The sequence below is a fragment of the Burkholderia sp. SRS-25 genome (assembly GCF_004343765.1).
GTDB classification, from domain to species: domain Bacteria; phylum Pseudomonadota; class Gammaproteobacteria; order Burkholderiales; family Burkholderiaceae; genus Burkholderia; species Burkholderia contaminans.
Window position 1 is genome coordinate 58524 of sequence record NZ_PTXM01000019.1, and the last position, 22404, is coordinate 80927.

The window sequence follows — 22404 nt, forward strand, 5'->3', positions numbered from 1 at the left end:
TGATTGTGTTTTCGATGTTCTAACCGACCTGCTTCAACGCCGCCGCAGGCACCGGCGTGCCGTCGTGCGCGGCCTCCGATCGCGCCAGCTGCGCGCGCGTGCGCCGCGTGATGTGAATCACCGCGAACACGACCGGCGCGATCAGCAGGCCTTCCGCCAGTTCGGGATCGACCGGCAGGTTCATCACGTGCAGCGCCTTGAACGCGGCCGTCGCGAGCGACAGCACGTAGTACGAAATGGCCGCCACCGACAATCCCTCGACCGCGTGCTGCAAGTGAAGCTGATTGCGTGCGGTACGCTCCATGCCCGCCAGCAGGCGCGTCACGTCCTTTTCCTGGGCGAGGTTCACGCGCGTGCGCAGCAGGTCGACCGCCCGCGCGATCCGCGCGGCGATCTGCTCGTGGCGCGCCCATACGCTGCGGCAGGTTTCCATCGCCGGCGCGAAACGGCGCTCCATGAATTCGGCGATCGTCGGCATGCCTTCGATGCGCTCCTCGCGCAGCTCATGGATGCGGGCCAGCACGAGCTTTTCGTAAGCTCGCGACGCGCTGAAACGCGCGCCCGATCCCGACAGCGATTCGACCCGCACCGCGAGATGCGTGAGCTTGACGAGCAGCGCCGTGTCGTCGCCGTCCGCGCCGCTCGCGTCCATCCGCTGCATCAATGCGTGCAGCGCCGCATGGATCTCGTCGAGCTCGCGGCTCATCCGGCGCGCGACGGGCAGCGCGAGCAGCGCCATCATCCGGTACGTTTCGATTTCATACAGGCGCTGCAGCAGCCGGCCGCCCTGCTCCTCGCGGAAATCCTCGTCGACCACCAGAAAGCGCATGAAGCCGTCGTCGCGCACGTGCCAGTCGCAGAACACCTTGCCGCCGCCGAGCACGTTGCTGCCGACGAGCGCGGGCCCGTCGATCCAGCGGCGCAGGTCGCCGCACACGAGCCGCGCCGCGTCGCCCGACAGCAGCTCCATGCGCACCGCGACGAAGCGGATGCCGGCCAGCCGCGCGAACCACGCGGCAGGAATGCCTTCGATCGCGAGATCGTCGAAATAGCCGGTGTCGCGCCGCGGCGCGACGAACGTAAAGGTCGAGAATTCGGTGTGGCGCTCCCACTTCAGGTGCCAGCCGCTCGGCGACTGCACCGCGTAGTGCGTCGCGCCTTCGTGCGGCGCGTCGATGCCGGTATCGCGGCACAGCGCGTGCAGCAGCGTTTCGTGGATGTCGGGCTGGCCGTCCGCGTAGATCGCGTAATGCGTGAGCGATACGGCTTCGGCGAGCCGCAGGAACGGCCGCGCATGCAATTCCGCGGCCAGTGCGGCGCGCAACGGATGGTCCATCATCGAGACACCACGCTTTCCTGTTCAGTGCTGCACGCCGGCTCGGCCGGCCCGAACGCCGCGCCACCCTCGGGTGAAACGTCAGCGTGATCGCACTATGGCAGACACACAGCAACAATAAAAACGCATAATGCTGATCGTTACGTTCAGTTTTACTGATACCCATGAAGATGCTCGATCACGACGTGCTGGCCACCGTCGTCGCCGTCGCGGAAACCGGCAACATGACCCGCGCCGCCGAGGCCGTGAACCGCTCGCAGTCGGCCGTGAGCATGCAGATCAAGAGCCTGGAAGACGCGATCGGCCGGCCGCTGTTCGTGCGCAAGCCGCGCAGCATCGTGCTGACGCGCGAAGGCGAAGTGCTGCTGGGATTCGCCAGACGAATGCTGGCGCTGCGCGACGAGGCATGGGCGGCCGTGGTGCGGCCGGAGGTGACCGGCAAGGTCGTGATCGGCGTGCCGGACGACTATGCGTCGTCGCTGCTGCCGTCGGTCCTGAAGAAATTCTCGGCAACCTACCCGAAGGTCGAGATCCAGGTGATGGGGCTGCCGAGCAGTGCGCTCGCGCCGCTGATCAAGGACGGCACCGTCGATCTCGTCTGCGGCACGCGCATCAAGGGGCTCACCGGCGACTTCATCCGCCACGAGCCGATGGCGTGGGCCGCGATGACGAACGGGCCGCGCGTGTGGGAAGAGCGGCCGCTGCCGATCGCGGTGTTCATGCCGGGCAGCGTCGCGCGCGAGAACGCGATCCGCAGCCTGGAGCGCGCCAAGGTGCCGTACCGCACCTCCTATGAAAGCCCGAGCCTGCTCGGGCTGCTCAGCATGGTCGAAGCCGGCCTGGCCGTCGCGCCGCTCGCGCGCTGCGCGATTCCCGCGCAGCTGTCGATGCTCGGCCGCTCGCACGGGCTGCCCGACCTGCCGCCGCTCGAACTGATCCTCGCGCGCAGCACCAAATCGAAGCGGCCGCCGTGCGACTTTCTCGCGGAACAGCTGATGGAAGACCTGCAGCGGCAGACCGGGCAGACCGGCGACGCGTGATCAGCGCTTCGGGCCGAACCCGGCCACGGCGAGCGCCGCGTTGACGTTCGCGGCCACCGTATCGACGAGCGCCTCGAGCGTGTCGCCGCGCACGTGCCGGTGTTCCGGCGCGACGTGCTCCTTGCGTTGCCAGCCCCACTGCGCACCCGACGCGACCGAAAGCGTCGCGCAGAAGGCATTGCCGTGGCGGAGGCCGAAGGTGCTCACGTGCCGCCCCGCCACATAGTCCTGTTCGGGCAAATAGAGCCGGATCTCGACCGCGACCTGATCGCGATCGTTGACACGCGCGGCCGGGGTGACCGTCGACGCGAACACCTTGCCAATTCGCCAGGTCACGCAGGTTTCCCACGCCGCGAGCGGCCCGCCGGCCGCGTCGACCCGTTCGGTGTCGACCGACCACTGATGCCGGGCGGGCACGACGATCGCCTGATGCAGCAGCACTTCGGCCACGCGCACCGTCGTCATGAGCTGACGCGCGAGCTGCTGGCCCGACGGCAGCGACACCGTCCGCGCGCGGCGGCTTTCCGGCCGCGCGACAGGTACTGCTTCCATGAGGTCCATGACCCCTCCATATTCAGGATCGGCGCCGCGCATGCGGTGCCGCGCGCCTGTCCGCCGTCGGGCGACGGACAGCACGGCGACCGGCAAGCGGGCGGCGGATCGGACAAGCCCTCCAGGAGCGAGCAACAACCGTTCCCCGCTTCACCGCGCCTTCGGCCCGATGCGCAAGCGGCGCGCAACCGGCCCGATCACCGCGTCGGCCTGCTGCGCGATCAGCATGTGCAGCGTGAAATCCAGGTCCTCCGGCGCGATGTCGAAATGCACGTGAACCACGTCGCGCACGGCGCGCGCGCTGACGACGTACACGCCGAGCGGGGAATGCAGCAGCGCGGCGAGCCTGGCGTGCGCGTGCTCGCCGGAGTCGGCCGTCAGCGTGACGGGCAGCTGCAGGCGCGGGCGCGGCGGCGGGAAGGGAATGACGTTGTTGCGTGCGCCGGCGCGCACCGGGCGGCCGGCGACATGGAAGGCGGGAACGGGACGAATGAAGGTCATGGAGCGGACGGAAGTCGTCTCGGCTGTTCGACACGCCTCCAGCTTAGAAGAGACGACATAAACGTCGTGCAAAAAAACGTGCCGCCGATGCAAAAAACGCCATGGGGGGACACATCACATCACCGGCCGGTGACTGGCGGCCGGCTGCCGGCGGTGCGCCGTCATCCGCGCACGGTGACCGCGCGCCGCAGCTCGCGTCACCCTCACCTGAGCCGCGCTCGCCCGTGCGTTGTTCCCGTTACGCGGCGAACGCCTCGAGCGATGCGCGCCGCCGCTCGTCGACCATCGATTCGATCAGCGACACCAGATCGTCGGTCAGCGGATCGCGGATGCCCGGCGAGCGATGCAGTTCGAGGTCGGCCGCCGGCAGCGACGGAAAACCGTCCGACTCGTCGAGCACGCGCCAGTTCTCGGGCAGCGTGCAGCGATCGATCATCGTCACGGCCGCGCCGTGGTTCACCGCGATCTTGATGCCGGTCGGGCTCTGGCTCGTGTAGACGACATGAAACGACCGGTCGGCCGTCGCGAGCGCCTGCAGCCCGCGCTGCCGGTAGCAGCACGTTTCCGGGAACAGCGCGAGCGGCACCGACGCATGGCGGTCGAGCGCGAAATCGCGGTGCGCGGCCCACACGACGTCGTGCCGGCCGAGCACCCGCCCGCGCCGGCACCGTGCCGCACGACGAGTGCCACATCGAGCTCGCCGGCCTGCAGCCGTTCGAGCAGTTCGAGCGACATCCGGCAATGCACGTGCAGGCGCGCGCCCGGACGCATCGCATAGAACGACTTCAGCAGGTCGGGCAGCCACAGCTCCGCATAGTCCTCGGGCAGCCCGAAGCGCACGACGCCGCGGTCGCTGCTCGCCTGCTTCAACGCGAGGATCGCGTCGTTCTGCACCTGGATGATCCGGCGCGCATGGATCAGGAAATTCTCGCCGTCGCGCGACAGCGGCAGGCGCGACCGATCCTCAGCATCACGGCTCGACCGGACCGATCCACATCACGTCGATGAAGGCCGACGTGCATCCGATCGTCCACGAGTTCCTGAAGGGCTGCAGCCAACTGAACCTGCCGCGCACCGACGATTTCAACGGCGCGCAGTTCGAAGGCGCCGGCATCTACGACCTGAACACGAAGCACGGCGAACGCTGCTCGAGCAGCTTCGCGTACCTGCGTCCCGCGCTGGGCCGTTCGAACCTCACGCTGCGCTCGGGCGTGCTCGTGCGGCGCGTGACCTTCGACGGCACGCGAGCGACCGGCGTGGTGGTCGCGGGCGAGCACGGCGACGAAACGCTCGTCGCCACGCGCGAGGTGATCCTCGCGGCCGGCGCGGTCGATACGCCGAAGCTGCTGCAACTGTCGGGCGTCGGCGATCCGTCGCTGCTCGCGCGCCGGCGCGTGCCGCTCGTGCATGCGCTGCCGGCCGTCGGCCGCAACCTGCAGGACCACCTGTGCGTGAGCTTCTATTTCAAGGCGAACCGGCCGACGCTGAACGACGAGATGGGGACGCTCATCGGCAAGATGAAGATCGGCTTGCGCTACCTGCTGACGAAGCGCGGCCCGCTCGCGATGAGCGTGAACCAGGCGGGCGGATTCTTCCGCGGCACGGACGCAACGCCGGAGCCGAACATCCAGCTCTACTTCAATCCGCTGTCGTACCGGATCCCGAAGAGCGACCGCGCAAGCATCAAGCCCGAGCCTTATTCGGGTTTCCTGATCGCGTTCAACCCGTGCCGGCCGACGAGCCGCGGCACGATCGAGATCGCGTCGAACCGCGCGGAAGATGCCGCGAAGATCCACATCAACGCGCTGACCACGCAAAAGGATCTCGACGAAGCCGTGCAGGGCAGCAAGGTGATCCGTGCGCTGATGCGTGCGCCGGCGCTGAAGTCGATGACCGTCGAGGAGATCTCGCCGGGGCCGCAGGTCGATTCCGACGAAGCCATGCTGCAGTATTTCCGCGAGCAGTCGGGTTCGATCTACCACCTGTGCGGCTCGTGCGCGATGGGGCCGGACGCGGCGACGTCGGTGGTCGATGCGTCGCTGCGCGTGCACGGGCTGCAGGCGCTGCGGATCGTCGATGCGTCGGTGTTCCCGAACATCACGTCGGGCAACATCAACGCGCCGACGATGATGGTTGCGGAGAAAGGCGCGGACTTGATTCTGGCGGACGCGCTGCGCGGCGACATGACGGACGCACATGCCGGCGAACGGGAAACCGTCGCACACTGAAACGGTGGCCGCCGTGTTTTCCCGGGCGCCGCGAATGCGGCACGCCGTTTGCTCGCAGGCAAACCGGAAGGAGAACGCCATGACCGCTCATCTCGGGCAACCCGGCCTGCCGCGCGGCCTCGCCGGGTGGATCGTCGGCCGCATCATGCGCCGCTACAACCGGCCGGACAACGTTTGGACGCTGTCGCTGCTCGCGATCGGCGACGGCGAGCGAGCACTCGAAGTCGGGTTCGGCCCCGGCGATGCGATCAGGCTCGCCGCTGAAGCCGCACCATCCTGCCGCATCGCGGGCGTCGATCATTCCGCGACCATGCTGGCCGCCGCCAAGCAGTTGAATCGCGTTTTCATCGAGCAAGGCCGCGTACGGCTCTCGCTCGGCTCCATCGACGCGCTTCCGTTCGCGAGCGACGCGTTCGACAACGCATTCTCGATCAACTGCATCTACTTCTGGCGCGACCCGGCACACGGCCTGGGCGAACTGCGTCGCGTAGTCAGACGCGGCGGCATCGTCGCGATCACCGTACGCGACATCGAGCGCGCGCCGTACGATGCGTACCGGCCCGACACGCTGGCTCGCCTCATGACCGACGCCGGCTTCGCGTCGGTTGCCATCCATCGCAACGGCGTACGGTCGCATCCGCTCGCTTGCGTGCTCGGCACGAAGTAGCGGCCGCGGGTCGAAACCAGCGACGTTCGCCGCACACCGCCAAAAATGGGGCTTCGGCGCTTGCCGGGGAGCCGCGGGCGGAATGCGGGTCGAACCATCCGCCTCCCGCGTTGCCCGACGCTTCCCGCCCGTCGTCGATTGTTGCCGGTCGAACAACATGATGTGTGCGTTCCCGGTGCTTCCGCCTTTCATCCACCTGACTACAATCCTTCTCACGCCCGGTTGAAAGGCGAGCGAAGCGAAACGCGCGAAATTCGTGGTCGTGCTCGTGAACCGCACCCTGCAATGCGACTTACCCCACTCGATGAATAGGACTATTGATGATGAGCGAAACCACCCGCAATGTTCAGCCGGTTATCTCCGACCTCGGCAAGAAAGGTTCCGGCGAACTCGTGCCGTCCCGCTACGCCGTCCGCGTGGGTGACGTCGACGTCGTGCTGATCAGCGACGGCATTCTGCCGCTGCCGACCTCCACCATGTCCACCAACGTGAGCGAAGCCGACCGCAATGCCTGGTTCGACGGCCGTTTCCTGCAACGCGACATGTTCGACTGGGCGCTGAACATCGCGCTGGTGCGCAGCGGCGAACGCCTGATCCTGATCGACTCCGGCGTCGGCGACGGCTTCGAATACTTCACGCGCGCCGGGAAGTCGGTGATGCGCCTGGAATCGGCCGGCATCGACTTGTCCGCGCTCACCGATATCGTGATTACCCATATGCACATGGATCACGTCGGCGGGCTGAACGTCGACGGCATCAAGGCCAAGCTGCGCCCGGACGTGCGCATTCACGTGTCGGCCGCGGAAGTGGCGTTCTGGAAAAATCCGGACTTCAGCAAGACTGTAATGCCGGAAACGGTGCCCCCGGCCCTGCGCAAGGCAGCCGAGAAGTTCGTGACGCTTTACGGCGAAAACATCGTCCAGTTCGACCAGACCGTGGAAGTCGCCGCAGGCGTGTCGGCGCGCGTGACGGGCGGGCACACGCCCGGGCACTGCGTCGTGGACATCGCATCGAATGGCGAGAAGCTGACGTTCGCGGGCGATGCGATCTTCGAGGTCAACTTCGATCATCCCGAGTGGCAAAACGGCTTCGAGCACGATCCTGAAACGGCTGCCGCCGTGCGTATCGCGCTGTTCAACGAAGCCGCCGAGACCGGCGCGCTGCTGGCCGCCGCGCACGTCGCGTTTCCGTCCATTGGCCATATCGCAAAGACCGGCGACGGATTCCGGTTCGTGCCGGTTCTGTGGGACTACTGATCACGGATCGGCACGCGAGGAGCGTGACGAAACCGCCGCGTGTCCACGAGACTCGCGGCGGTTTTTCGTGGACGATCACGTGTCATCGCCGTGTCGCCGGCAAAAGAAGCACGCCGCCTGTCGCGGCGTGCCGCTCTTCATGCGTCCGACCCGGCTTCCCGCCCGTGCGGCCTCGTCAGTTCACACTCGTCCGCTTCTCCACGAACCGCCGGACATAATCATCCGCCGGCCGCGACAGGATATCGTCCGGCGTCCCGACCTGCACGAGCGTACCGTCGCGCAAAATCGCGATCCGGTCGCCGATCCGCAACGCTTCGTCGAGATCGTGCGTGATGAACACGATCGTCTTCGCGAGCGTCGCCTGCAGCTCGAGCAACTGATCCTGCATCTCGGTACGGATCAGCGGATCGAGCGCGGAGAACGCCTCGTCCATCAGCAGCACATCGGTATCGGCCGCCAGCGCGCGCGCCAGCCCGACCCGCTGCCGCATCCCGCCCGACAGCTCGTCCGGGTAGTGATCTCCATAGCCATCGAGCCCGACCTTCGTCAGCCAGTTGCGCGCGGCCTCGGCGATCACGATCTCGCCGGCCGTCGGCTCGATCAGCCGGTTGAAGTGCCGCACGAGCGTCGATTTCCCGGACCCCGACAGCCCCATGATCACGAAGATCTCGCCCGACTCGATGCCGAGGCTCACGTCGTTGAGCCCGACGTTGCAGCCCGTTTCGGCCAGCACGTCGGCCTTGCGCCTGCCCGAGCGCAGCAGGTCGAGCACGCGCGCATGCGCGGCCTGCGGCCCGAACAGCTTGTACACGTGTTTGACGTCGATGGTCGCCATGTCTGTCTCCGCTCCTATGCCCGCGACGACTGCGTCGCCTGATTCGAATCGACGCCCGCCGGCTGCGCCTTGCGCGGCAGCCGGTACGGCACGCGCGACGCGCCCTTCTGCCGGCGCTGCTGCGCGAGCCGCCCCCGTTCGGCCGTTGCCGGACCGGCGTCGAACCGCGACGCCGCACATACCGTTTCAACTGTCGAAACGGCCTGTCGCGCCCCCATTGGCGAACCCGATCCCATCCATCGAAATTACTCGCTTTCGATTCCTTGTCGGCTTGGGAAGAATGCGCGGTGTCATCGCCCCGGGCGCGACGGTCAGCGCGATCAAGTACCAGAACTTCGAGGTGAACGGTTCGTACCAGGTCACGCCGGCGTTCATGGTGGGCGCGCAGTACGTGCTGTCGCTCGAGAAGTACGACGCATCGACCGGCAACGCGAAGCCGAAGATCCATTCGGCCGGGCTGATGGCCGACTACAACCTGTCGAAGCGCACCGACGTGTACGTGCAGGCCGCGTACCAGCACATCGCCGGCGACAAGACGAACTCGATCCTCGACAACGCGTTCATCCCCGGTACCGACGCGCCGTCGTCGACGTCGAACCAGGTGGCCGTGCGCGTCGCGCTGCGCCACAAGTTCTGATGTAAGCCGGCTCTCCGTTCTTCACGCGACACCCGCGCGGGTCTGCCCGAGGTGTCTTTGCCCGCCCGCAAGCGCCAGCCTGCCGGCGGGTTTTTTCATGGTTCCTCGCAACGCGCGACCGGCCGATGTCGCCGGCATCGGTAGAAAGCGTGCGCTTGCCCCGTCAACCGTGACAGGTCAACGAACGACCATCCGTCGATACACTGTGCGCTTCCGCGACGGCCGCCATCCCCACGATCCCCGATGCCTGCCGCCGCCTTCCTTGCGCACGGCACGCCGCTATCCGCCCGCACCGCGCGCTTGCCGCCCATCTCCGAGGAGTGTCACTTGAAGCCCTGGCGCCGCGCGCTGTTCACCTTCGCCGCCGGCCTCCTGGCCGCCGCGACTTCCAATGCCCACCCGATCTGCACCGTCGTCGCCGATGCCGCCACCGGCGAGGTGCTCGTTCAGCAGGGCGACTGCACGACCCGCGTCACGCCGGCGTCGACGTTCAAGGTCGCCATCAGCCTGATGGGCTTCGATGCGGGCGTCCTGAAGGACGCGCACACGCCGACGCTCGACTTCCACGCCGGCTACCCCGACTGGGGCGGCGCACCGTGGCGCGAGCCGACCGATCCGGCGCGCTGGATGAAGCTGTCGATCTTCTGGTACTCGCAGCAGGTCACGCAGGCGCTCGGGCAGGCGCGCTTCCAGCAGTACACGACCGCATTCGGCTACGGCAACGCGGACGCGACCAGTCCGGCGGGCGAACTGAACGGCGTGATGGGCGCATGGGTCAACGCGTCGCTGCGCATCTCGCCGCTCGAACAGGTCGACTTCATGCGCAAGATCGCGAACCGGACGCTGCCCGTCAGCGCGCACGCATACGACATGACCGAGCGCATCACGCTGATCGACACGCAGCCCGGCGGCTGGATGGTGCACGGCAAGACGGGCACCGGGTCGCCGGGGCGCAAGTACGATGCGTCGCGCGCGTACGGCTGGTTCGTCGGCTGGGCGGCGAAGGGGCCGCGCAAGGTCGCATTCGCGACCCTGATCCAGGACGACGAGCGGCAGACGCCGAACGCCGGCCTGCGCGCACGCGATACGTTCCTGGCAACGCTGCCGGCCCTCGCCGAACCGGGCAGGCCGCAATGAGCACCGGCCCGCGCGACGCGCGGATCGACCTGTTGCGCGGCGTGTCGATCGTGCTCGTGCTGCTGCACCACTTCAACATCCCCTACTCGCTGCGCGACACGTCGCTCGCGCGCGTATTCGGCTGGGACGCGGTGCATGCCGTGGCGCGCAACGGCAACTACGGCGTGACGATGTTCTTCGTGATCTCCGGCTACCTGATCACGTCGAATGCGCGCCGCCGCTGGGGCAGCCTCGGTGCGCTCGACGTGCGTGCGTTCTACGTGTCGCGTATCGCGCGCATCGTCCCGTGCCTGCTCCTGCTGCTCGCGCTCGTCAACGGCCTCGCGGTAGCCGGCGTGCCGATCTTCGAGAACCATGCGCCGGAGGGCATCGCCGTGTCATTCTGGCTGGTGAACCTCGCGTCGCTGACGTTCTGGATGAACGTGCTGATCGGCGCGTACGGGTGGGTCAACTACGCGCTCGGCGTGCTGTGGTCGCTGTCGGTCGAAGAGGTGTTCTACCTGTCGTTTCCGCTGCTGTGCATCGCGTTGCGCCGCGATACGCGGCTGGTCGCGTTCTGGGTGGTCATCGCCGCGATCGGGCCCGTGTACCGCTTCACGCACGCCGGCGACGAAGGCGGGTTCCTGTATGCGTACTTCGCCTCGTTCGACGGGATTGCGATCGGCTGCTGCACCGCGCTGCTGGCCGAGCGCGTGAACGGGCAGCGGCTGGCCGCGCCGCTCGTGCAGTGGCTCGTCGCGGCGGCGATGGCCACGCTTTACCTGGCGTGGCCGATCGCGGAAAGCCATGTCGCCGGCGTCACCGCGATGGCGCTCGGCACGGCCGTGCTGCTGATCGGCGCGCACGTCAGCGGCGAGCACGTGCAGGGCCGCCTGCTCGTGCCGCTGGGCCGCGCCGGCAAGCTCAGCTACGAGCTGTACCTGTTCCACCTGATCGTGCTCGGCGGGCTGCGCACGTTCTGGCCGCCGTCGGCCACCCATGGCGACGCGAAGCTGTTGCTGCTGATTGCGTATCTGGTGTTGTCGGCGGCGCTGAGCGCGGCGATCGCGCGCGGCTATGCGACACCGCTCGACCGCTTCGTCAAGCGAGTCGCGTCGCGGCCTTCAACGCGCGTGCCGGATGGCGCGCGCTTCTAGCGTGTCATCGCCAATGGCTGCCGGTCAGCCGCAAAAAAACCGGCCAGGGCCCGGCCCGCATCGCTTGACGATACCGGCCGGCCTGACCGCAAGCCCCGCGTACAGAGGGTCGACATCGTCGATCAGTCGAGATAATCCGCGTATTCCTTGCGCGAATAACCGGCGAGCGCCTGCCACGGCAACGTCTCGTGCCGTGCGGCCGTCGCCGGGGTCAGCGTCAGCTTGCGCACGACGCGGCCGTCGGCGCTCCGGAATTCGACCGACAGCGGCGCCTGCAGCTTCTCGCTCCACAGGATCCGGTTCACGCCGCGCGCGCCCGGTGTGTCGACCGCCTGCTCGTACCAGCGGGTGCCGGGCGTGTCGCCGCGCTTCGCCACCGCGAGCCGCTTCAACTGCGACGGCGGCGTGACGTAATACGCGTTGTCCCACGAGCCGTCGAAGCCCGTGGTTTCGTACTCGGCCGGCGGCACGCTGACGACCGTCCGGTTCGCCGTGTCCACGTACTCGATGCGGGCTGCCTTGCCGTCGTACGTCACGTGCCGCGCCGCCGCCTGGAAGTTGAAATGCTTGTGGCCCGCGTGGGCGGCGGCAGGCTGCGCACCGGTGCGAGCCCCCGCGTCGTGATCATGGTCGTGATCGTGATCATTGCCGTGACCGCCTGCCGCCGCGACGGGCAGCACGCGTTCGACCCACACGTGAGCGTCGCGCCGCACCATCCGTTCGCGATACATCGTCGTGCGCGTCACGCCATCGGCCGACACCGTGCGGCTCTCGTGCACCAGCACCGCGTCGAGATCGGCCGCTGCAAGGGCCGGCAGCGCAACCCACCCGCAAGCGAGCGCGCAGAGAAGCTGACGTTTCATCGGGCGTTCCCGTTCCTCATGCCGTCAACGGATTCAGAAACCGAACGCCGAGCGCACGAGACCGAACACCTTCGTGTTGTCGATCGTGCCCTTGAACGCCTTCGCGTCCGCGCCGTCGGCGAACAGCATCACGTCGCCGCCGCCGTGCGTCTCCGAGCCCGCGCTGCCCATCCGCACACCGACTTCCTGCAGATACGCGTCGTTCGTCGCGGTGGCCGAATCGACCGACGCGCGCACGTTCGGCCGGTTCGCGCCGTTGCCGAACACGAGCGTCGTGTAGGTGTTGCCGTCGGCGTCCTTGCTCGGCTGGCCGTCGCGATAGTTGCGGCTGATGTCGAGAATCGGGTTGCCGCGCTTCGAATAGCCGTTGATCGTCATCGTGTGGTCGTGGTCGGCCGTCACGACGATCAGCGTGTTCGACAGGTCGACCTTCGACAGTGCGACGCGGATCGCTTCGTCGAACGCCGCCGTGTCTTCCAGCGCGCGCTTCGCATTGGTGCCGTGCAGCGCGTGATCGATCCGGCCGCCTTCGACCATCAGGAAATAGCCGTTCGAATTCTTCGACAGCACGTCGATCGCCTTCGACGTCATCTCCGCGAGGCTCGGCTGCGTCGGCCCTTCGCCCTTGCCCGCGACGCGATCGAGTTCGTACTCGAGGTGGCTCGTCGAACTGAAGAGGCCGACCAGCTTGCCGTTGCCGGCCTGCGCGAGCTGATCCCGGGTCGCGACGACCGTGTAGCCCTTCGCCTTCATCTCGTCGAGCAGGTTGCGCCCGTCCGCGCGGCCGCGCTTGTTGGCGACCGGATCGAACGGCGTCCAGTGGTTGCGGCCACCGCCCATCAGCACGTCGACGCCGTCGCCGAGCGCCGCGTTGTAGCCCGCGCCGCCCGGCGCCGTCTGCGCGGCGATGTCGTACTGCGCATCGCGATGGCAGATGTGCGAATAGGTCGCGGCGGGCGTCGCGTGCGTGAGTTCGGTCGTCGTGATCGCGCCCACCGCCTTGCCGCGCGCCTTCGCGAGCTCCAGCAGCGTCGCGACCGGCTGGCCGTTGCCCGGCGCGCAGTTGTTGACGGTCTTGTTGCCGTTGGCGTCGTTGCCCGGTGCGACCGCGCGCGTGTCCGACGACATCGACAGCACTTCGTTGTTCATCTTCACGCCGGTCATGTACGCGGCCATCGACGGTGCGCTGTCGGTCGTCTGCGCGTCGTTCGAGAAGGTCTTGACGCGCGCGGTGCGGGCCAGCTTCTCCATCGTCAGTTGTCCCGACTCACCGACCTTGTAGATCCGGCTCGCCGTCACGGTCGTCGGCCCCATGCCGTCGCCGAGAAAGAAAATCACGTTCTTCGCCTGGCCGGCGGCCTGCGCCGCGCCGCATGCGAAACCCGCGACGGCCAGCGCCGCCGCGATGCACTTGATGGTCGACATCCTGTATTCCCCTGTACCCGTATGGTCGGCGCTCACAGCTGCACCGCGTTGCGCACCAGCTCGAAGACCTTGTTGTTCTCGATCACGCCGTGGAACGCATCCGCGCCGCGGCCGATCGCACCAAGGAACACGTCGGTGCCGCCGTGCGTCTCGCTGCCCTTGTCCATGCGCACGACCGCCTCCTGGCGATAGTCGTCGGCGCCCGTCACCGCGTCGGTGAGTGCCGTGCCCGCGCGGCTGCCCTGCACGCGGTTCTCGCCGTTGCCGAAGCCGATGATCGTGTACGGCGCGCCGTCCGCATCCTTCGCAACCGAGCCGGTCTGGTAGCTGCGCAGCACGCCGAGCACGCCGGGCTTGCCCGCCTCGGTCTTGCCGGTGCGCGCCGCATAGCCGTTCAGTACCAGCGTGTGGTCGTGATCGGCCGTGACGACGATCAGCGTGTTCTTCAGGTCGGGATCGGTCTTGCGCACCTTGTCGATCGTGGCCTTGATCGCGTTGTCGAATGCCACCGTGTCCTGCAGCGCGCGCTTCGCATTGGTGTCGTGCAGCGCGTGGTCGATCCGGCCGCCTTCGACCATCAGGAAATAGCCGTTCGGGTTCTTCTGCAGCACGTCGAGCGCGCGCGTCGCCATGTCGGTGAGGCTCGGCTCCTTGGTCGCGCCGCGATCGAGGTCGTAGCTCATGTGGCTCGACGAGAACAGGCCGACCAGCTTGCCGCCCTTCGTCGCATCGGCGGCCAGCAAGTCGTCGCGGTTCTGCGCGACCGCATAGCCCTTCGCCTTCAGCTCGTTGACGAGGTTGCGGCCGTCGGTGCGCTTGCCGCCGCCGTCCTTCGGCACGAAGAACTGCGTGCCGCCGCCGAGCACGACGTCGACGCCGTCGCCCAGCGCGCCGTTGTAGCCCGCGCCGCCCGGCACGAGCTGCGCGGCGATGTCGTTCTCGGCGTCGCGATGGCACACGTGTGCATACGTTGCGGCGGGCGTGGCATGCGTGACGCGCGTGGTCGTCACGACACCCGTGGCCAGCCCCTGCGCCTTCGCGATCTCGAGCAGCGTCGTCGCCGATTTGCCGTTGTTCGCGCCGCAGTTGCCGGTGAGGCTCGCGGTCGGCTCGATCGCCTTCGTGTCGGGCGTCATCGAGATCACTTCATTGTTGGTCTTGACGCCGGTCATGTACGCCGACATCGACGGCGCGCTGTCCGTCACCTGCGCATCGTTGGAATAGGTCTTCACGAACGCGGTTTCGGGCAGCGTGTCGATCGTGAGCGCGCCGTCTTCACCGACCGCATAGATGCGCGCGGCCGTCATCGTCGTGATCCCCATGCCGTCGCCGAGGAAGAAGATCACGTTGCGCGCCGCCGCCTGCACGGGGCCGGGCGCCGTGCTGGTCGGGCCGTCGTCGCTGCCGCATCCGGCCAGTGCAAAGGCGCCTGCACACAGCAGCGCCGCCAGTTTGATTCGATTCATGTCGCCGGTTCCCCCCGCCATTGATGCTTTCGAAATGAAAGGCGATGGTAGGAACCTGATGTGACGACAATGTGAAGGGCAATTGGAAGGATTCGAAGGATTTATGAAAGCAGAAAGCGAGGCGCCACGGTCGAGCGCCCCGCGTGAAGCCGCGTCATTCCGCGTGTTCGACGGTGACGCTGCGCACGGTCACGATGCGCGCAGGCGGTATGTTTGCCCACACGATCCGGCTGCCGCTGGCAACAAATGCCGAATCGCCGAGCGGATGACGGCCGGGCGGCCGCAGGTCGTACGTGAACTGAATCATCACGCCGTCGGCGGACAGCACGCGATGGCACTGATCGACGATCGCCGCCACGTCCTGCCGCGGCAGCGTGCGCAGCGGCAGGCACGACACGATCGCGTCGACGCGCGCATCGGGCGGCAGCAGCCGCTCGAGCTGCCGCGCGTCGCCCGATACGATCGTGATACCCGGAAAGCGTCGCCGCAGATGCTGGACGAACGCCGGCGAACGCTCGACCACCACGAGCCGCCGCGGCGCGACGCCGCGTTCGAGCAACGCCGCGGTGATCGCGCCGGTGCCGCCGCCGAGCTCGACGACCAGCCCGTCGCCGTCCGGCACCGCGCCGGCCATTTCGCGCGCCAGCTGCCGCGAACTCGGGCACAACGCGCCCACCGCGGCCGGACGGCCGACCCACTCGCGCACGAACAGTGCCGAGACACGCCACGCGTTCGGCCACATCATGGGCGGGCCTCCGGTGCTTGCGCGGTCAGCGGCGGCGTGCCGATGACCGCGCGGAACTGGGCTACGGCGACACTGGTAGGGTTCATGCGCATCCTCCTGAGCGAATCGGTCCGTCGCTGTACACGCGACGGTCAATCGATTCTAGGAAACACAAACTTAAGCCGACGTGAAGATTGACCCTGATTTGCCTGACCAATTCGTGCCGGATCAGCTGGCGCGCGCCCGGTCAGCAGTCGATGCGCTGCTGGAAATGCGCGGGATAGCGCTCGCCGACGATCCTGATTTGCTGCAGTGCGGCCTCGATCGCGGCGAGATCGCCGGCGGTCGGCATGCCCGCTCGTTCAACGCGCCGAGCGCAGCAGGATGTTCGCGAACGGCAAGCCTTCGTCGTCTTCGTCGCGCCGCGAAATTTCGTCGAAGCCGAGTCGTGCATAGAACGCGCGGGCATCGCGATTGTCGGCATACACCTCCAGATCGAGGGCGCCCTTGAGCGCGAGCGCATGCTCGACCAGCGCGCGGCCGATCCCGTGGCCGTGCATGGCAGGCGCGACGAACAAGCCGCCGATCGAACCATCGAGCAGGCCGATGAAACCGACCGGCTCGCCAGCCCGACACGCGACCCATGTTTCCGCCTTGGGCAGATAAACCGCTTCGATCAGCGCGCGCTGCTCGCGCAGCCGCGCCTCGCCGAGAAACGCATGCGCGAGCAGCGACGCATCGAACCAGATGGCCGACAGCGTGTGCAGGTCGGATGCCTCGTAGGCGCGAATTTCGATTGCCATGTTTGGGTGTTGTTCAATGCGTGCTGCGCAGACGAATGCACCCCGGCGCGTTCGCCGACGCGTTGTGCCGCGCGCGCTGCCCGACGCACCGCGCGCGGCACCGCATTACCGCAAGTTGGTTCTCGCCAGCTCGACGATCTCGTCGCCGCGCCCGCTGAGGATCGCGCGCAGCATGAACAGGCTGAAGCCCTTCGCATGCGCGAGTTCGATCTTCGGCGGCATCGCGAGCTCGTACTTCGACGTGACGACGTCGACGACGGCCGGCCCGTCATGCGCGAACGCCGTGCGCAACGCTTCTTCGACATTCTCCGAATGCTCGACGCGCACGCTGAAGATGCCCGCGCCCTTCGCGATCGCCGCGAAGTCGGTCGGGCTCAGGTCGACATTCGTGTCGAGATAGCCGGCCGCCTTCAGCTCCATCGACACGAAGCCGAGCAGGCTGTTGTTGTACACGACGATCTTGACCGGCAGCTTGAGCTGGCGCGCGGTCAACAGATCGCCGAGCAGCATCGACAGCCCGCCGTCGCCGGACAGCGACACCACCTGCCGCCCCGGATGCGCACCCTGCGCGCCGAGCGCCTGCGGCATCGCGTTCGCCATCGACCCGTGATTGAACGAGCCGTGCAGCTGGCGCTTGCCGTTCATCGTCAGGTAGCGCGCGGCCCACAGCGTGGGCGTACCGACGTCGGCCGTGAAGATCGCGTCTTCCGCCGCGACTTCATCGACGATCTTCGTCAGGTATTGCGGATGGATCGCACGGCCCGGCGGCTCGGCCACCGCGAGATCGTCGAGCCCCTTGCGCGCCGCCGCGTAGTGCTTCAGTGCGTTCTCGAGGAAGCGCCGCTGCGTCTTGCGCGTGAGGCGCGGCAGCAGCGCCGCGATCGTTTCCTTCACGGTGCCGACGAGGCCGAGCGCAAGCGGCGCGCGATGGCCGAGCTGCGAACCCTTCCAGTCGATCTGCACGACCTTCGCGTTCGACGGATAGAACGGCCGGTACGGGAAATCCGTGCCGAGCATCAGCAGCGTGTCGCACGATTCCATCGCGTGATAACCCGAGCTGAAGCCGATCAGCCCCGTCATCCCGACGTCGAACGGGTTGTCCCATTCGACGAACTGCTTGCCCCGCAGCGCATGCACGACCGGCGCGCCGAGCGTGTCGGCCAGCGCGACCACCTCGTCGTGCGCGCCCTGCGTGCCGCTGCCGCACAGCAGCGTGACCGCGTCGGATGCATTGAGCAGCGCCGCGAGCCGGTCGAGATCGGCGTCGGCCGGCAGGATCGACGGCGGCGCCGATTCGCTCCACGCCGGCAGCTCTTCGGGGCCGTCGCCGAGTGCGATGTCGCCCGGCAGCACGATCACCGCGACGCCGCGCTCCTCGATCGCGGTGCGCATCGCGCGCGCGAGCACGCGCGGGAACTGCGATGCGTTCGTCACGAGCTCCGCGAAGTGGCTGCACTCACGGAACAGCTCCTGCGGATGGGTTTCCTGGAAGTAGCCGAGGCCGATCTCGGTCGACGGAATATGCGCGGCGATCGCGAGCACCGGCTGGTGATTGCGGTGGCAGTCGTACAACCCGTTGATCAGGTGCAGGTTGCCGGGGCCGCAACTGCCCGCGCACACCGCGAGCCGCCCGGTCGACGCGGCATCCGCGCCGGCCGCGAACGCGGCGCTTTCCTCGTGCCGCGTATGCATCCAGCGGATCGAGCCGATCTGGCCCAGGCTGAACGACAGGCCGTTCAGGCTGTCGCCCGTCACGCCCCAGATGCGCTCGACGCCTGCTGCCGCCAGCGTCTTCGCCAGATATTCCGCCATCGTCTGTTTTACCATGCTGCCCTCGCTCGTTGATGGGTCGTCACACGAAAGAATCGGCCGCGGCGCCCGCCTTCGCCACCGAACGAACGAGCATACGCGATCGTTTCGCGACGCGTCGTGAAGGTGCGACACGCTTGCTTGCGTATGGTTCGGTCCCCTTTCGGCGGTGTCGGGCGACTGTCGCCGTTTCGTCGGCAAACAGACGGATTGACGGGCACGCCCGGCGCCGCTCCGGCGTGCCTCCGTCGAATACGCGTGCCTACAACGGCAGCGCATGCGTCGAAAGAATCTCCTTGAGCACCATGAACGAGCGCACCTGCCGCACCCCCGGCAGGTACAGCAGCTGTTCGGCGTGCAACCGGTTGAAGCTGTCGTTGTCTCGCGTGCGCACCAGCATGAAGTAGTCGAACTCCCCGGTCACGACGTGACACTCGACGCATCCCGACACCTTCTGCGCGGCCTTCTCGAACGCCGCGAATGCCTCCGGCGTCGAACGATCGAGCACGAAGCCGATCACGACCAGCATCCCCGCGCCGAGCGGCTTCGGGTCGAGCAACGCGACGATGCCGCGGATCAGCCCCATTTCCTTCAACCGCTCGACGCGCCGCAGGCACGCCGGCGCGCTCAGCTTCACCTTCGCCGCGAGGCTCACGTTGGAGATCGACGCGTCCTGCTGCAGTTGCCGCAGGATCGCGCGGTCGATGCGATCGAGCGCCGGTGCGGCGTCGGCCGGCGACGCGCGGCCTCGATCTAATTTCATTGCGTCATCCTCCTGTTCGACGACTCAAAATTGCTTATCACTTTCTCATATCGTCGATAACGTAGGCCGTCTCAATTGATTTCGCAAGCTCATTTCTCTCGCTTCTGCCTATCATTTTTCTCGTCGGAACACGGCCGGCCGGCCGCGTCCGAACGATCCGATTTCCCGCCCTGTCCACCGCTTTCCGGAGCCCGCCGATGAACCTGCAACGTTTCTCCCGTTATCCGCTCACGTTCGGCCCGACGCCGATCCAGCCGCTCAAGCGCCTGAGCGAGCACCTCGGCGGCAAGGTCGAGCTGTATGCGAAGCGCGAGGACTGCAACAGCGGCCTCGCGTTCGGCGGCAACAAGACGCGCAAGCTCGAATACCTCGTCCCCGACGCGCTCGCGCAGGGCGCGGATACGCTCGTGTCTATCGGCGGCGTGCAGTCGAACCAGACGCGCCAGGTCGCGGCCGTCGCCGCGCATCTCGGGATGAAATGCGTGCTCGTGCAGGAGCACTGGGTCAACTACGAAGATCCGGTGTACGACCGCGTCGGCAACATCCAGCTGTCGCGCATGATGGGCGCGGACGTGCGGCTCGTGTCCGACGGCTTCGACATCGGCATTCGCCGCAGTTGGGAAGAAGCGATGGAGAGTGTGCGGCAGGCGGGCGGCAAGCCTTACCCGATTCCGGCCGGCTGCTCGGAGCACCCGCTCGGCGGGCTCGGCTTCGTCGGTTTCGCGGAAGAAGTGCGTGCGCAGGAGGCGCAACTCGGCTTCAGGTTCGACTACATCGTCGTGTGCTCGGTCACGGGCAGCACGCAGGCGGGGATGGTCGTCGGGTTCGCGGCCGACGGGCGCGCCGACCGCGTGATCGGGATCGACGCGTCGGCCACGCCCGAGCGCACGCACGAGCAGATCACGCGCATCGCGCGGCACACCGCCGAGCTCGTGGATCTCGGCCGGCCAATCACCGCCGCGGACGTCGTGCTCGACACGCGCTACGCCGGCCCCGAATACGGGCTGCCGAACGACGGCACGCTCGAAGCGATCCGCCTGTGTGCGCGGCTCGAAGGCATGTTGACGGATCCGGTGTACGAAGGGAAGTCGATGCACGGGATGATCGACAAGGTACGGCTCGGGGAATTCGAGCCGGGGTCGAAGGTGCTGTATGCGCATCTCGGCGGCGTGCCGGCGTTGAGTGCATACAGCGAGATTTTCCGGAACGGTTGACGAATTTGAGATGAACGGCCGGCGCGCCGAGGGTCGCGCGCCGGCGCCTGGATCACGGCGATCGCCCGGATCGCCTTTGCCGTTGCAGCTGCCCCTACACGTCCTCCGGCCCGCGCGCCATCTCTTCGGCTACCCCAAACCCTCGATTTCCAGCCCACCGCGCGCCGCTCGTTGCGAATCGTTCGCCTCGATACCCCGACATCGCTTGTCTTGCTAAAGACGAGTCCGACTCCGTCAATCGCACATTCGGGCCGCAATCCGCCTGATTCGTACATGTACTAATCCATTTGCGTGGCATTTAGTAGGCGTTCTATTTAAATCAGGCCCCTGCTTCCCGAAAATTGACCCTGTCGAGTCGGCCGCAACGCTTCACCAGCATTCGTCCTTCTTCGCGCGAGGCGCGGATAGCACCGTTGCAGCGCATCAGGTCGACCGGCACCCCAGGCAGCGTCTCCTTCCCCGATGGCATTTCCCATGCAGTGGAAACAGCGGCCGCGCTCCGCTTCGGCCGAGCGTGCGGTTTCGCGGCGCAATCGGGCCGACGGGCGTCCTTTTAAATCAGAACGGCAGCAGAGGGGTATATGGATATTTCATTCGAACCACGGCACACGCATGCAGCGCGCGCCGCAGGCGGCCTGATCGCGCGTATCGCTGACGTCGCACTGATCTCGTTCGGCGCGCTGGCCGCCGCGCTCGTGTTGCCTGGCCAGGACGTCGACCGGTTGTCCGAACTGGCCGCCGTCGCCTGCGCGGCGACCTTTGCGCTGATGCTGTTTCCCGCATTCCGCCTCTACCATGCGCCGGCCCACACCCCCACGCACCGCACCGCGCTGCTCACCGCGTTCGCGTGGCTGGCCGCGCAGGCCGGCGCAGCGCTCGTGATGCGGGTGCTCGCGCCAACCCTGGCCATCCCGCTGCCCTGGTACCTGCTCTGGACGGTGACGAGCGGCATCGCGCTCGTCGCGTCGCGCGTCGTCGCCGGCACGACACTCGAACGGATCGGCCGGCCGCAGGAAAGCGACCGCCTCGTCGCGATCGTCGGCACCGGCGCCCATCGCGACGCCGTCCTCGACCGCATCGCCGGTGCGCCGTCGGCCGGATTCCGCGCGGCAGCGATGTTCGATATCGCCGGCGCCGACACCACGAGCCCCGACGGCATACCGTGCTTTTCCGATCTCGATACGTTCGCCCGGCATGTCCGCGCCCACGCGATTCCCGAAGTCTGGCTCGCGCTGCCGATCGGCGAGGCGCGCGTCGTGATGGCCGTGCTCGACGTGTTCCGCGACGATCTCGTCAACATCCGCTTCATGCCCGATGTCAGCAAGCTCGCGATGTTCGACGGCGAGATGATCGACCTCGTCGGTGCACCGGCGATCAACCTGGTCGCGTCGCCGCTGTCGTCGCGCGCGCTGCTGCACAAGGCAATCTTCGATCGCGTGTTCGCAGCCACCGTCCTCGTCGGCCTGGCGCCGCTGCTCCTCGCGATTGCGGCGGCGGTCCGGCTGTCGTCGAACGGCCCCGTGCTGTTCCGCCAGCAGCGCAAGGGCGCCGACGGCCGGGCGTTCACGATCTTCAAGTTCCGCACGATGCGGCTGCACGACGCGGGCAGCGAAGTGTGCCAGGCGACGCGCGGCGATCCGCGCATCACGCGGGTCGGTGCGTTCCTGCGCCGCACGAGCCTCGACGAGTTGCCGCAATTCCTCAACGTGCTGCGCGGCGAGATGTCGGTCGTCGGCCCGCGCCCGCACGCGCTCGAACACGACGACCTCTACCGGAAGATCGTCGACGGCTACATCCACCGCTACCGCGTCAAGCCCGGCATCACCGGATGGGCGCAGATCAACGGCCTGCGCGGCGAAACCGACCGCGTCGAAAAAATGCAGCGCCGCGTCGAAGCCGATCTCCACTACCTGCGCAACTGGTCGTTCGCCCTCGACATGCGCATCGTCCTGGCTACCGCCCTGCGCGGCTGGTCGCACCGCAACGCGTACTGATACGCACGCGGCGCCGCC

At 67.4% G+C, this 22404-nt stretch carries 19 protein-coding genes and 4 pseudogenes; 9 read left to right on the top strand and 14 right to left on the bottom strand.

What is annotated here, in order from left to right:
• Nucleotides 1-19 precede the first annotated feature (19 nt).
• The gene (locus C5O79_RS25795; protein ID WP_122474742.1) at nucleotides 20-1339 is read right to left on the bottom strand and encodes a DUF3422 domain-containing protein; all 1320 of its coding nucleotides are present in this window, start codon (nucleotides 1337-1339) and stop codon (nucleotides 20-22) included.
• A 161-nt stretch (nucleotides 1340-1500) separates the two neighbouring features.
• Between C5O79_RS25795 and C5O79_RS25800 the strand changes: the two genes are divergently transcribed.
• Nucleotides 1501-2376: a LysR family transcriptional regulator gene (locus tag C5O79_RS25800; RefSeq protein WP_034181902.1), complete on the top strand. Its 876-nt coding sequence runs from the start codon at nucleotides 1501-1503 to the stop codon at nucleotides 2374-2376.
• Here C5O79_RS25800 and C5O79_RS25805 read toward each other — a convergent pair whose 3' ends face one another.
• The 4 genes and pseudogenes from C5O79_RS25805 to C5O79_RS38850 form a co-directional block, all read right to left on the bottom strand.
• Entirely contained in the window at nucleotides 2377-2937 is a 561-nt protein-coding gene (locus C5O79_RS25805; RefSeq protein ID WP_122474741.1) for a hypothetical protein, read from the bottom strand. It lies immediately after the preceding gene.
• A gap of 141 nt (nucleotides 2938-3078) precedes the next feature.
• Complete coding sequence (locus C5O79_RS25810) at nucleotides 3079-3429, bottom strand: hypothetical protein (RefSeq protein ID WP_046549099.1); 351 nt, start codon at nucleotides 3427-3429, stop codon at nucleotides 3079-3081.
• A 238-nt stretch (nucleotides 3430-3667) separates the two neighbouring features.
• A complete protein-coding gene (locus C5O79_RS25815; RefSeq protein WP_250645740.1) occupies nucleotides 3668-4081 on the bottom strand; it encodes a LysR substrate-binding domain-containing protein in 414 nt (137 codons plus the stop codon).
• 74 nt (nucleotides 4082-4155) lie between these two features.
• Nucleotides 4156-4323 (bottom strand): annotated as a pseudogene (locus tag C5O79_RS38850) (LysR family transcriptional regulator); the annotation flags it as partial.
• A 65-nt stretch (nucleotides 4324-4388) separates the two neighbouring features.
• Here C5O79_RS38850 and C5O79_RS25820 point away from each other — a divergent pair.
• The 3 genes and pseudogenes from C5O79_RS25820 to C5O79_RS25830 all read left to right on the top strand — a co-directional run.
• Nucleotides 4389-5657: pseudogene (locus tag C5O79_RS25820) on the top strand (GMC oxidoreductase); the annotation flags it as partial.
• Between the two features lie 79 nt (nucleotides 5658-5736).
• Nucleotides 5737-6324 (top strand): methyltransferase domain-containing protein, encoded by a 588-nt coding sequence (locus tag C5O79_RS25825; RefSeq protein ID WP_163009004.1) that lies wholly within the window; start codon nucleotides 5737-5739, stop codon nucleotides 6322-6324.
• 323 nt (nucleotides 6325-6647) lie between these two features.
• Nucleotides 6648-7580 (top strand): MBL fold metallo-hydrolase, encoded by a 933-nt coding sequence (locus tag C5O79_RS25830; protein ID WP_122474739.1) that lies wholly within the window; start codon nucleotides 6648-6650, stop codon nucleotides 7578-7580.
• Between the two features lie 175 nt (nucleotides 7581-7755).
• On the opposite strand, the gene C5O79_RS25835 is transcribed toward C5O79_RS25830, so the two are convergent.
• Nucleotides 7756-8415, bottom strand: coding sequence for an ATP-binding cassette domain-containing protein (locus C5O79_RS25835; protein ID WP_122474738.1), 660 nt, complete (start codon nucleotides 8413-8415; stop codon nucleotides 7756-7758).
• 301 nt (nucleotides 8416-8716) lie between these two features.
• On the opposite strand from C5O79_RS25835, the pseudogene C5O79_RS25845 reads away from it, so the two are divergent.
• The 3 genes and pseudogenes from C5O79_RS25845 to C5O79_RS25855 form a co-directional block, all read left to right on the top strand.
• Nucleotides 8717-9052: pseudogene (locus C5O79_RS25845) on the top strand (porin); the annotation flags it as partial.
• 327 nt (nucleotides 9053-9379) lie between these two features.
• Nucleotides 9380-10189, top strand: a complete 810-nt coding sequence (gene blaOXA, locus C5O79_RS25850; RefSeq protein ID WP_122474737.1) for an OXA-1043 family class D beta-lactamase — start codon at nucleotides 9380-9382, stop codon at nucleotides 10187-10189.
• On the top strand, nucleotides 10186-11325 hold the full coding sequence (locus tag C5O79_RS25855) for an acyltransferase (RefSeq protein ID WP_122474736.1): 1140 nt from the start codon (nucleotides 10186-10188) through the stop codon (nucleotides 11323-11325). The genes blaOXA and C5O79_RS25855 overlap by 4 nt, the downstream gene beginning before the upstream one ends.
• A gap of 122 nt (nucleotides 11326-11447) precedes the next feature.
• Here the strand turns inward: C5O79_RS25855 and C5O79_RS25860 are convergent, their stop codons facing one another.
• The 8 genes and pseudogenes from C5O79_RS25860 to C5O79_RS25890 all read right to left on the bottom strand — a co-directional run bounded on the left by C5O79_RS25860 (nucleotide 11448) and on the right by C5O79_RS25890 (nucleotide 19178).
• Nucleotides 11448-12188: a hypothetical protein gene (locus tag C5O79_RS25860; RefSeq protein ID WP_122474735.1), complete on the bottom strand. Its 741-nt coding sequence runs from the start codon at nucleotides 12186-12188 to the stop codon at nucleotides 11448-11450.
• Between the two features lie 33 nt (nucleotides 12189-12221).
• Nucleotides 12222-13613 (bottom strand): alkaline phosphatase, encoded by a 1392-nt coding sequence (locus tag C5O79_RS25865; RefSeq protein WP_122474734.1) that lies wholly within the window; start codon nucleotides 13611-13613, stop codon nucleotides 12222-12224.
• A 32-nt stretch (nucleotides 13614-13645) separates the two neighbouring features.
• Nucleotides 13646-15079: an alkaline phosphatase gene (locus C5O79_RS25870; protein ID WP_047852641.1), complete on the bottom strand. Its 1434-nt coding sequence runs from the start codon at nucleotides 15077-15079 to the stop codon at nucleotides 13646-13648.
• Between the two features lie 154 nt (nucleotides 15080-15233).
• Nucleotides 15234-15824: a methyltransferase domain-containing protein gene (locus C5O79_RS25875; protein ID WP_122474733.1), complete on the bottom strand. Its 591-nt coding sequence runs from the start codon at nucleotides 15822-15824 to the stop codon at nucleotides 15234-15236.
• A gap of 226 nt (nucleotides 15825-16050) precedes the next feature.
• Nucleotides 16051-16140: pseudogene (locus C5O79_RS38395) on the bottom strand (aldo/keto reductase); the annotation flags it as partial.
• A gap of 25 nt (nucleotides 16141-16165) precedes the next feature.
• Entirely contained in the window at nucleotides 16166-16606 is a 441-nt protein-coding gene (locus tag C5O79_RS25880; RefSeq protein WP_122474732.1) for a GNAT family N-acetyltransferase, read from the bottom strand.
• Between the two features lie 105 nt (nucleotides 16607-16711).
• Nucleotides 16712-18433 carry a ubiquinone-dependent pyruvate dehydrogenase gene (poxB, locus tag C5O79_RS25885; RefSeq protein WP_122474731.1) on the bottom strand — a complete coding sequence of 574 codons (1722 nt, stop codon included), beginning with the start codon at nucleotides 18431-18433 and terminating at the stop codon, nucleotides 16712-16714.
• Nucleotides 18434-18677: 244 nt separating this feature from the next.
• Complete coding sequence (locus C5O79_RS25890) at nucleotides 18678-19178, bottom strand: Lrp/AsnC family transcriptional regulator (protein WP_122474730.1); 501 nt, start codon at nucleotides 19176-19178, stop codon at nucleotides 18678-18680.
• Between the two features lie 197 nt (nucleotides 19179-19375).
• Here C5O79_RS25890 and C5O79_RS25895 point away from each other — a divergent pair, with 197 nt between their 5' ends.
• Both C5O79_RS25895 and C5O79_RS25900 read left to right on the top strand, forming a co-directional pair.
• The gene (locus C5O79_RS25895) at nucleotides 19376-20392 is read left to right on the top strand and encodes a 1-aminocyclopropane-1-carboxylate deaminase (RefSeq protein WP_122474729.1); all 1017 of its coding nucleotides are present in this window, start codon (nucleotides 19376-19378) and stop codon (nucleotides 20390-20392) included.
• A 581-nt stretch (nucleotides 20393-20973) separates the two neighbouring features.
• The gene (locus tag C5O79_RS25900; protein WP_122474728.1) at nucleotides 20974-22386 is read left to right on the top strand and encodes an undecaprenyl-phosphate glucose phosphotransferase; all 1413 of its coding nucleotides are present in this window, start codon (nucleotides 20974-20976) and stop codon (nucleotides 22384-22386) included.
• Nucleotides 22387-22404: the final 18 nt, after the last annotated feature.

Coding starts and splice junctions, on each gene's coding strand:
- C5O79_RS25870 (WP_047852641.1), bottom strand. CDS start 15,079: ATGAATCGAATCAAACTGGCGGCGCTGCTGTGTGCAGGCGCCTTTGCA.
- C5O79_RS25890 (WP_122474730.1), bottom strand. CDS start 19,178: ATGAAATTAGATCGAGGCCGCGCGTCGCCGGCCGACGCCGCACCGGCG.
- C5O79_RS25875 (WP_122474733.1), bottom strand. CDS start 15,824: ATGATGTGGCCGAACGCGTGGCGTGTCTCGGCACTGTTCGTGCGCGAG.
- C5O79_RS25900 (WP_122474728.1), top strand. CDS start 20,974: ATGGATATTTCATTCGAACCACGGCACACGCATGCAGCGCGCGCCGCA.
- C5O79_RS25835 (WP_122474738.1), bottom strand. CDS start 8,415: ATGGCGACCATCGACGTCAAACACGTGTACAAGCTGTTCGGGCCGCAG.
- C5O79_RS25805 (WP_122474741.1), bottom strand. CDS start 2,937: ATGGACCTCATGGAAGCAGTACCTGTCGCGCGGCCGGAAAGCCGCCGC.
- C5O79_RS25855 (WP_122474736.1), top strand. CDS start 10,186: ATGAGCACCGGCCCGCGCGACGCGCGGATCGACCTGTTGCGCGGCGTG.
- C5O79_RS25810 (WP_046549099.1), bottom strand. CDS start 3,429: ATGACCTTCATTCGTCCCGTTCCCGCCTTCCATGTCGCCGGCCGCCCG.
- C5O79_RS25825 (WP_163009004.1), top strand. CDS start 5,737: ATGACCGCTCATCTCGGGCAACCCGGCCTGCCGCGCGGCCTCGCCGGG.
- C5O79_RS25865 (WP_122474734.1), bottom strand. CDS start 13,613: ATGTCGACCATCAAGTGCATCGCGGCGGCGCTGGCCGTCGCGGGTTTC.
- C5O79_RS25795 (WP_122474742.1), bottom strand. CDS start 1,339: ATGATGGACCATCCGTTGCGCGCCGCACTGGCCGCGGAATTGCATGCG.
- C5O79_RS25860 (WP_122474735.1), bottom strand. CDS start 12,188: ATGAAACGTCAGCTTCTCTGCGCGCTCGCTTGCGGGTGGGTTGCGCTG.
- C5O79_RS25830 (WP_122474739.1), top strand. CDS start 6,648: ATGAGCGAAACCACCCGCAATGTTCAGCCGGTTATCTCCGACCTCGGC.
- poxB (WP_122474731.1), bottom strand. CDS start 18,433: ATGGTAAAACAGACGATGGCGGAATATCTGGCGAAGACGCTGGCGGCA.
- C5O79_RS25800 (WP_034181902.1), top strand. CDS start 1,501: ATGAAGATGCTCGATCACGACGTGCTGGCCACCGTCGTCGCCGTCGCG.
- C5O79_RS25895 (WP_122474729.1), top strand. CDS start 19,376: ATGAACCTGCAACGTTTCTCCCGTTATCCGCTCACGTTCGGCCCGACG.
- C5O79_RS25880 (WP_122474732.1), bottom strand. CDS start 16,606: ATGGCAATCGAAATTCGCGCCTACGAGGCATCCGACCTGCACACGCTG.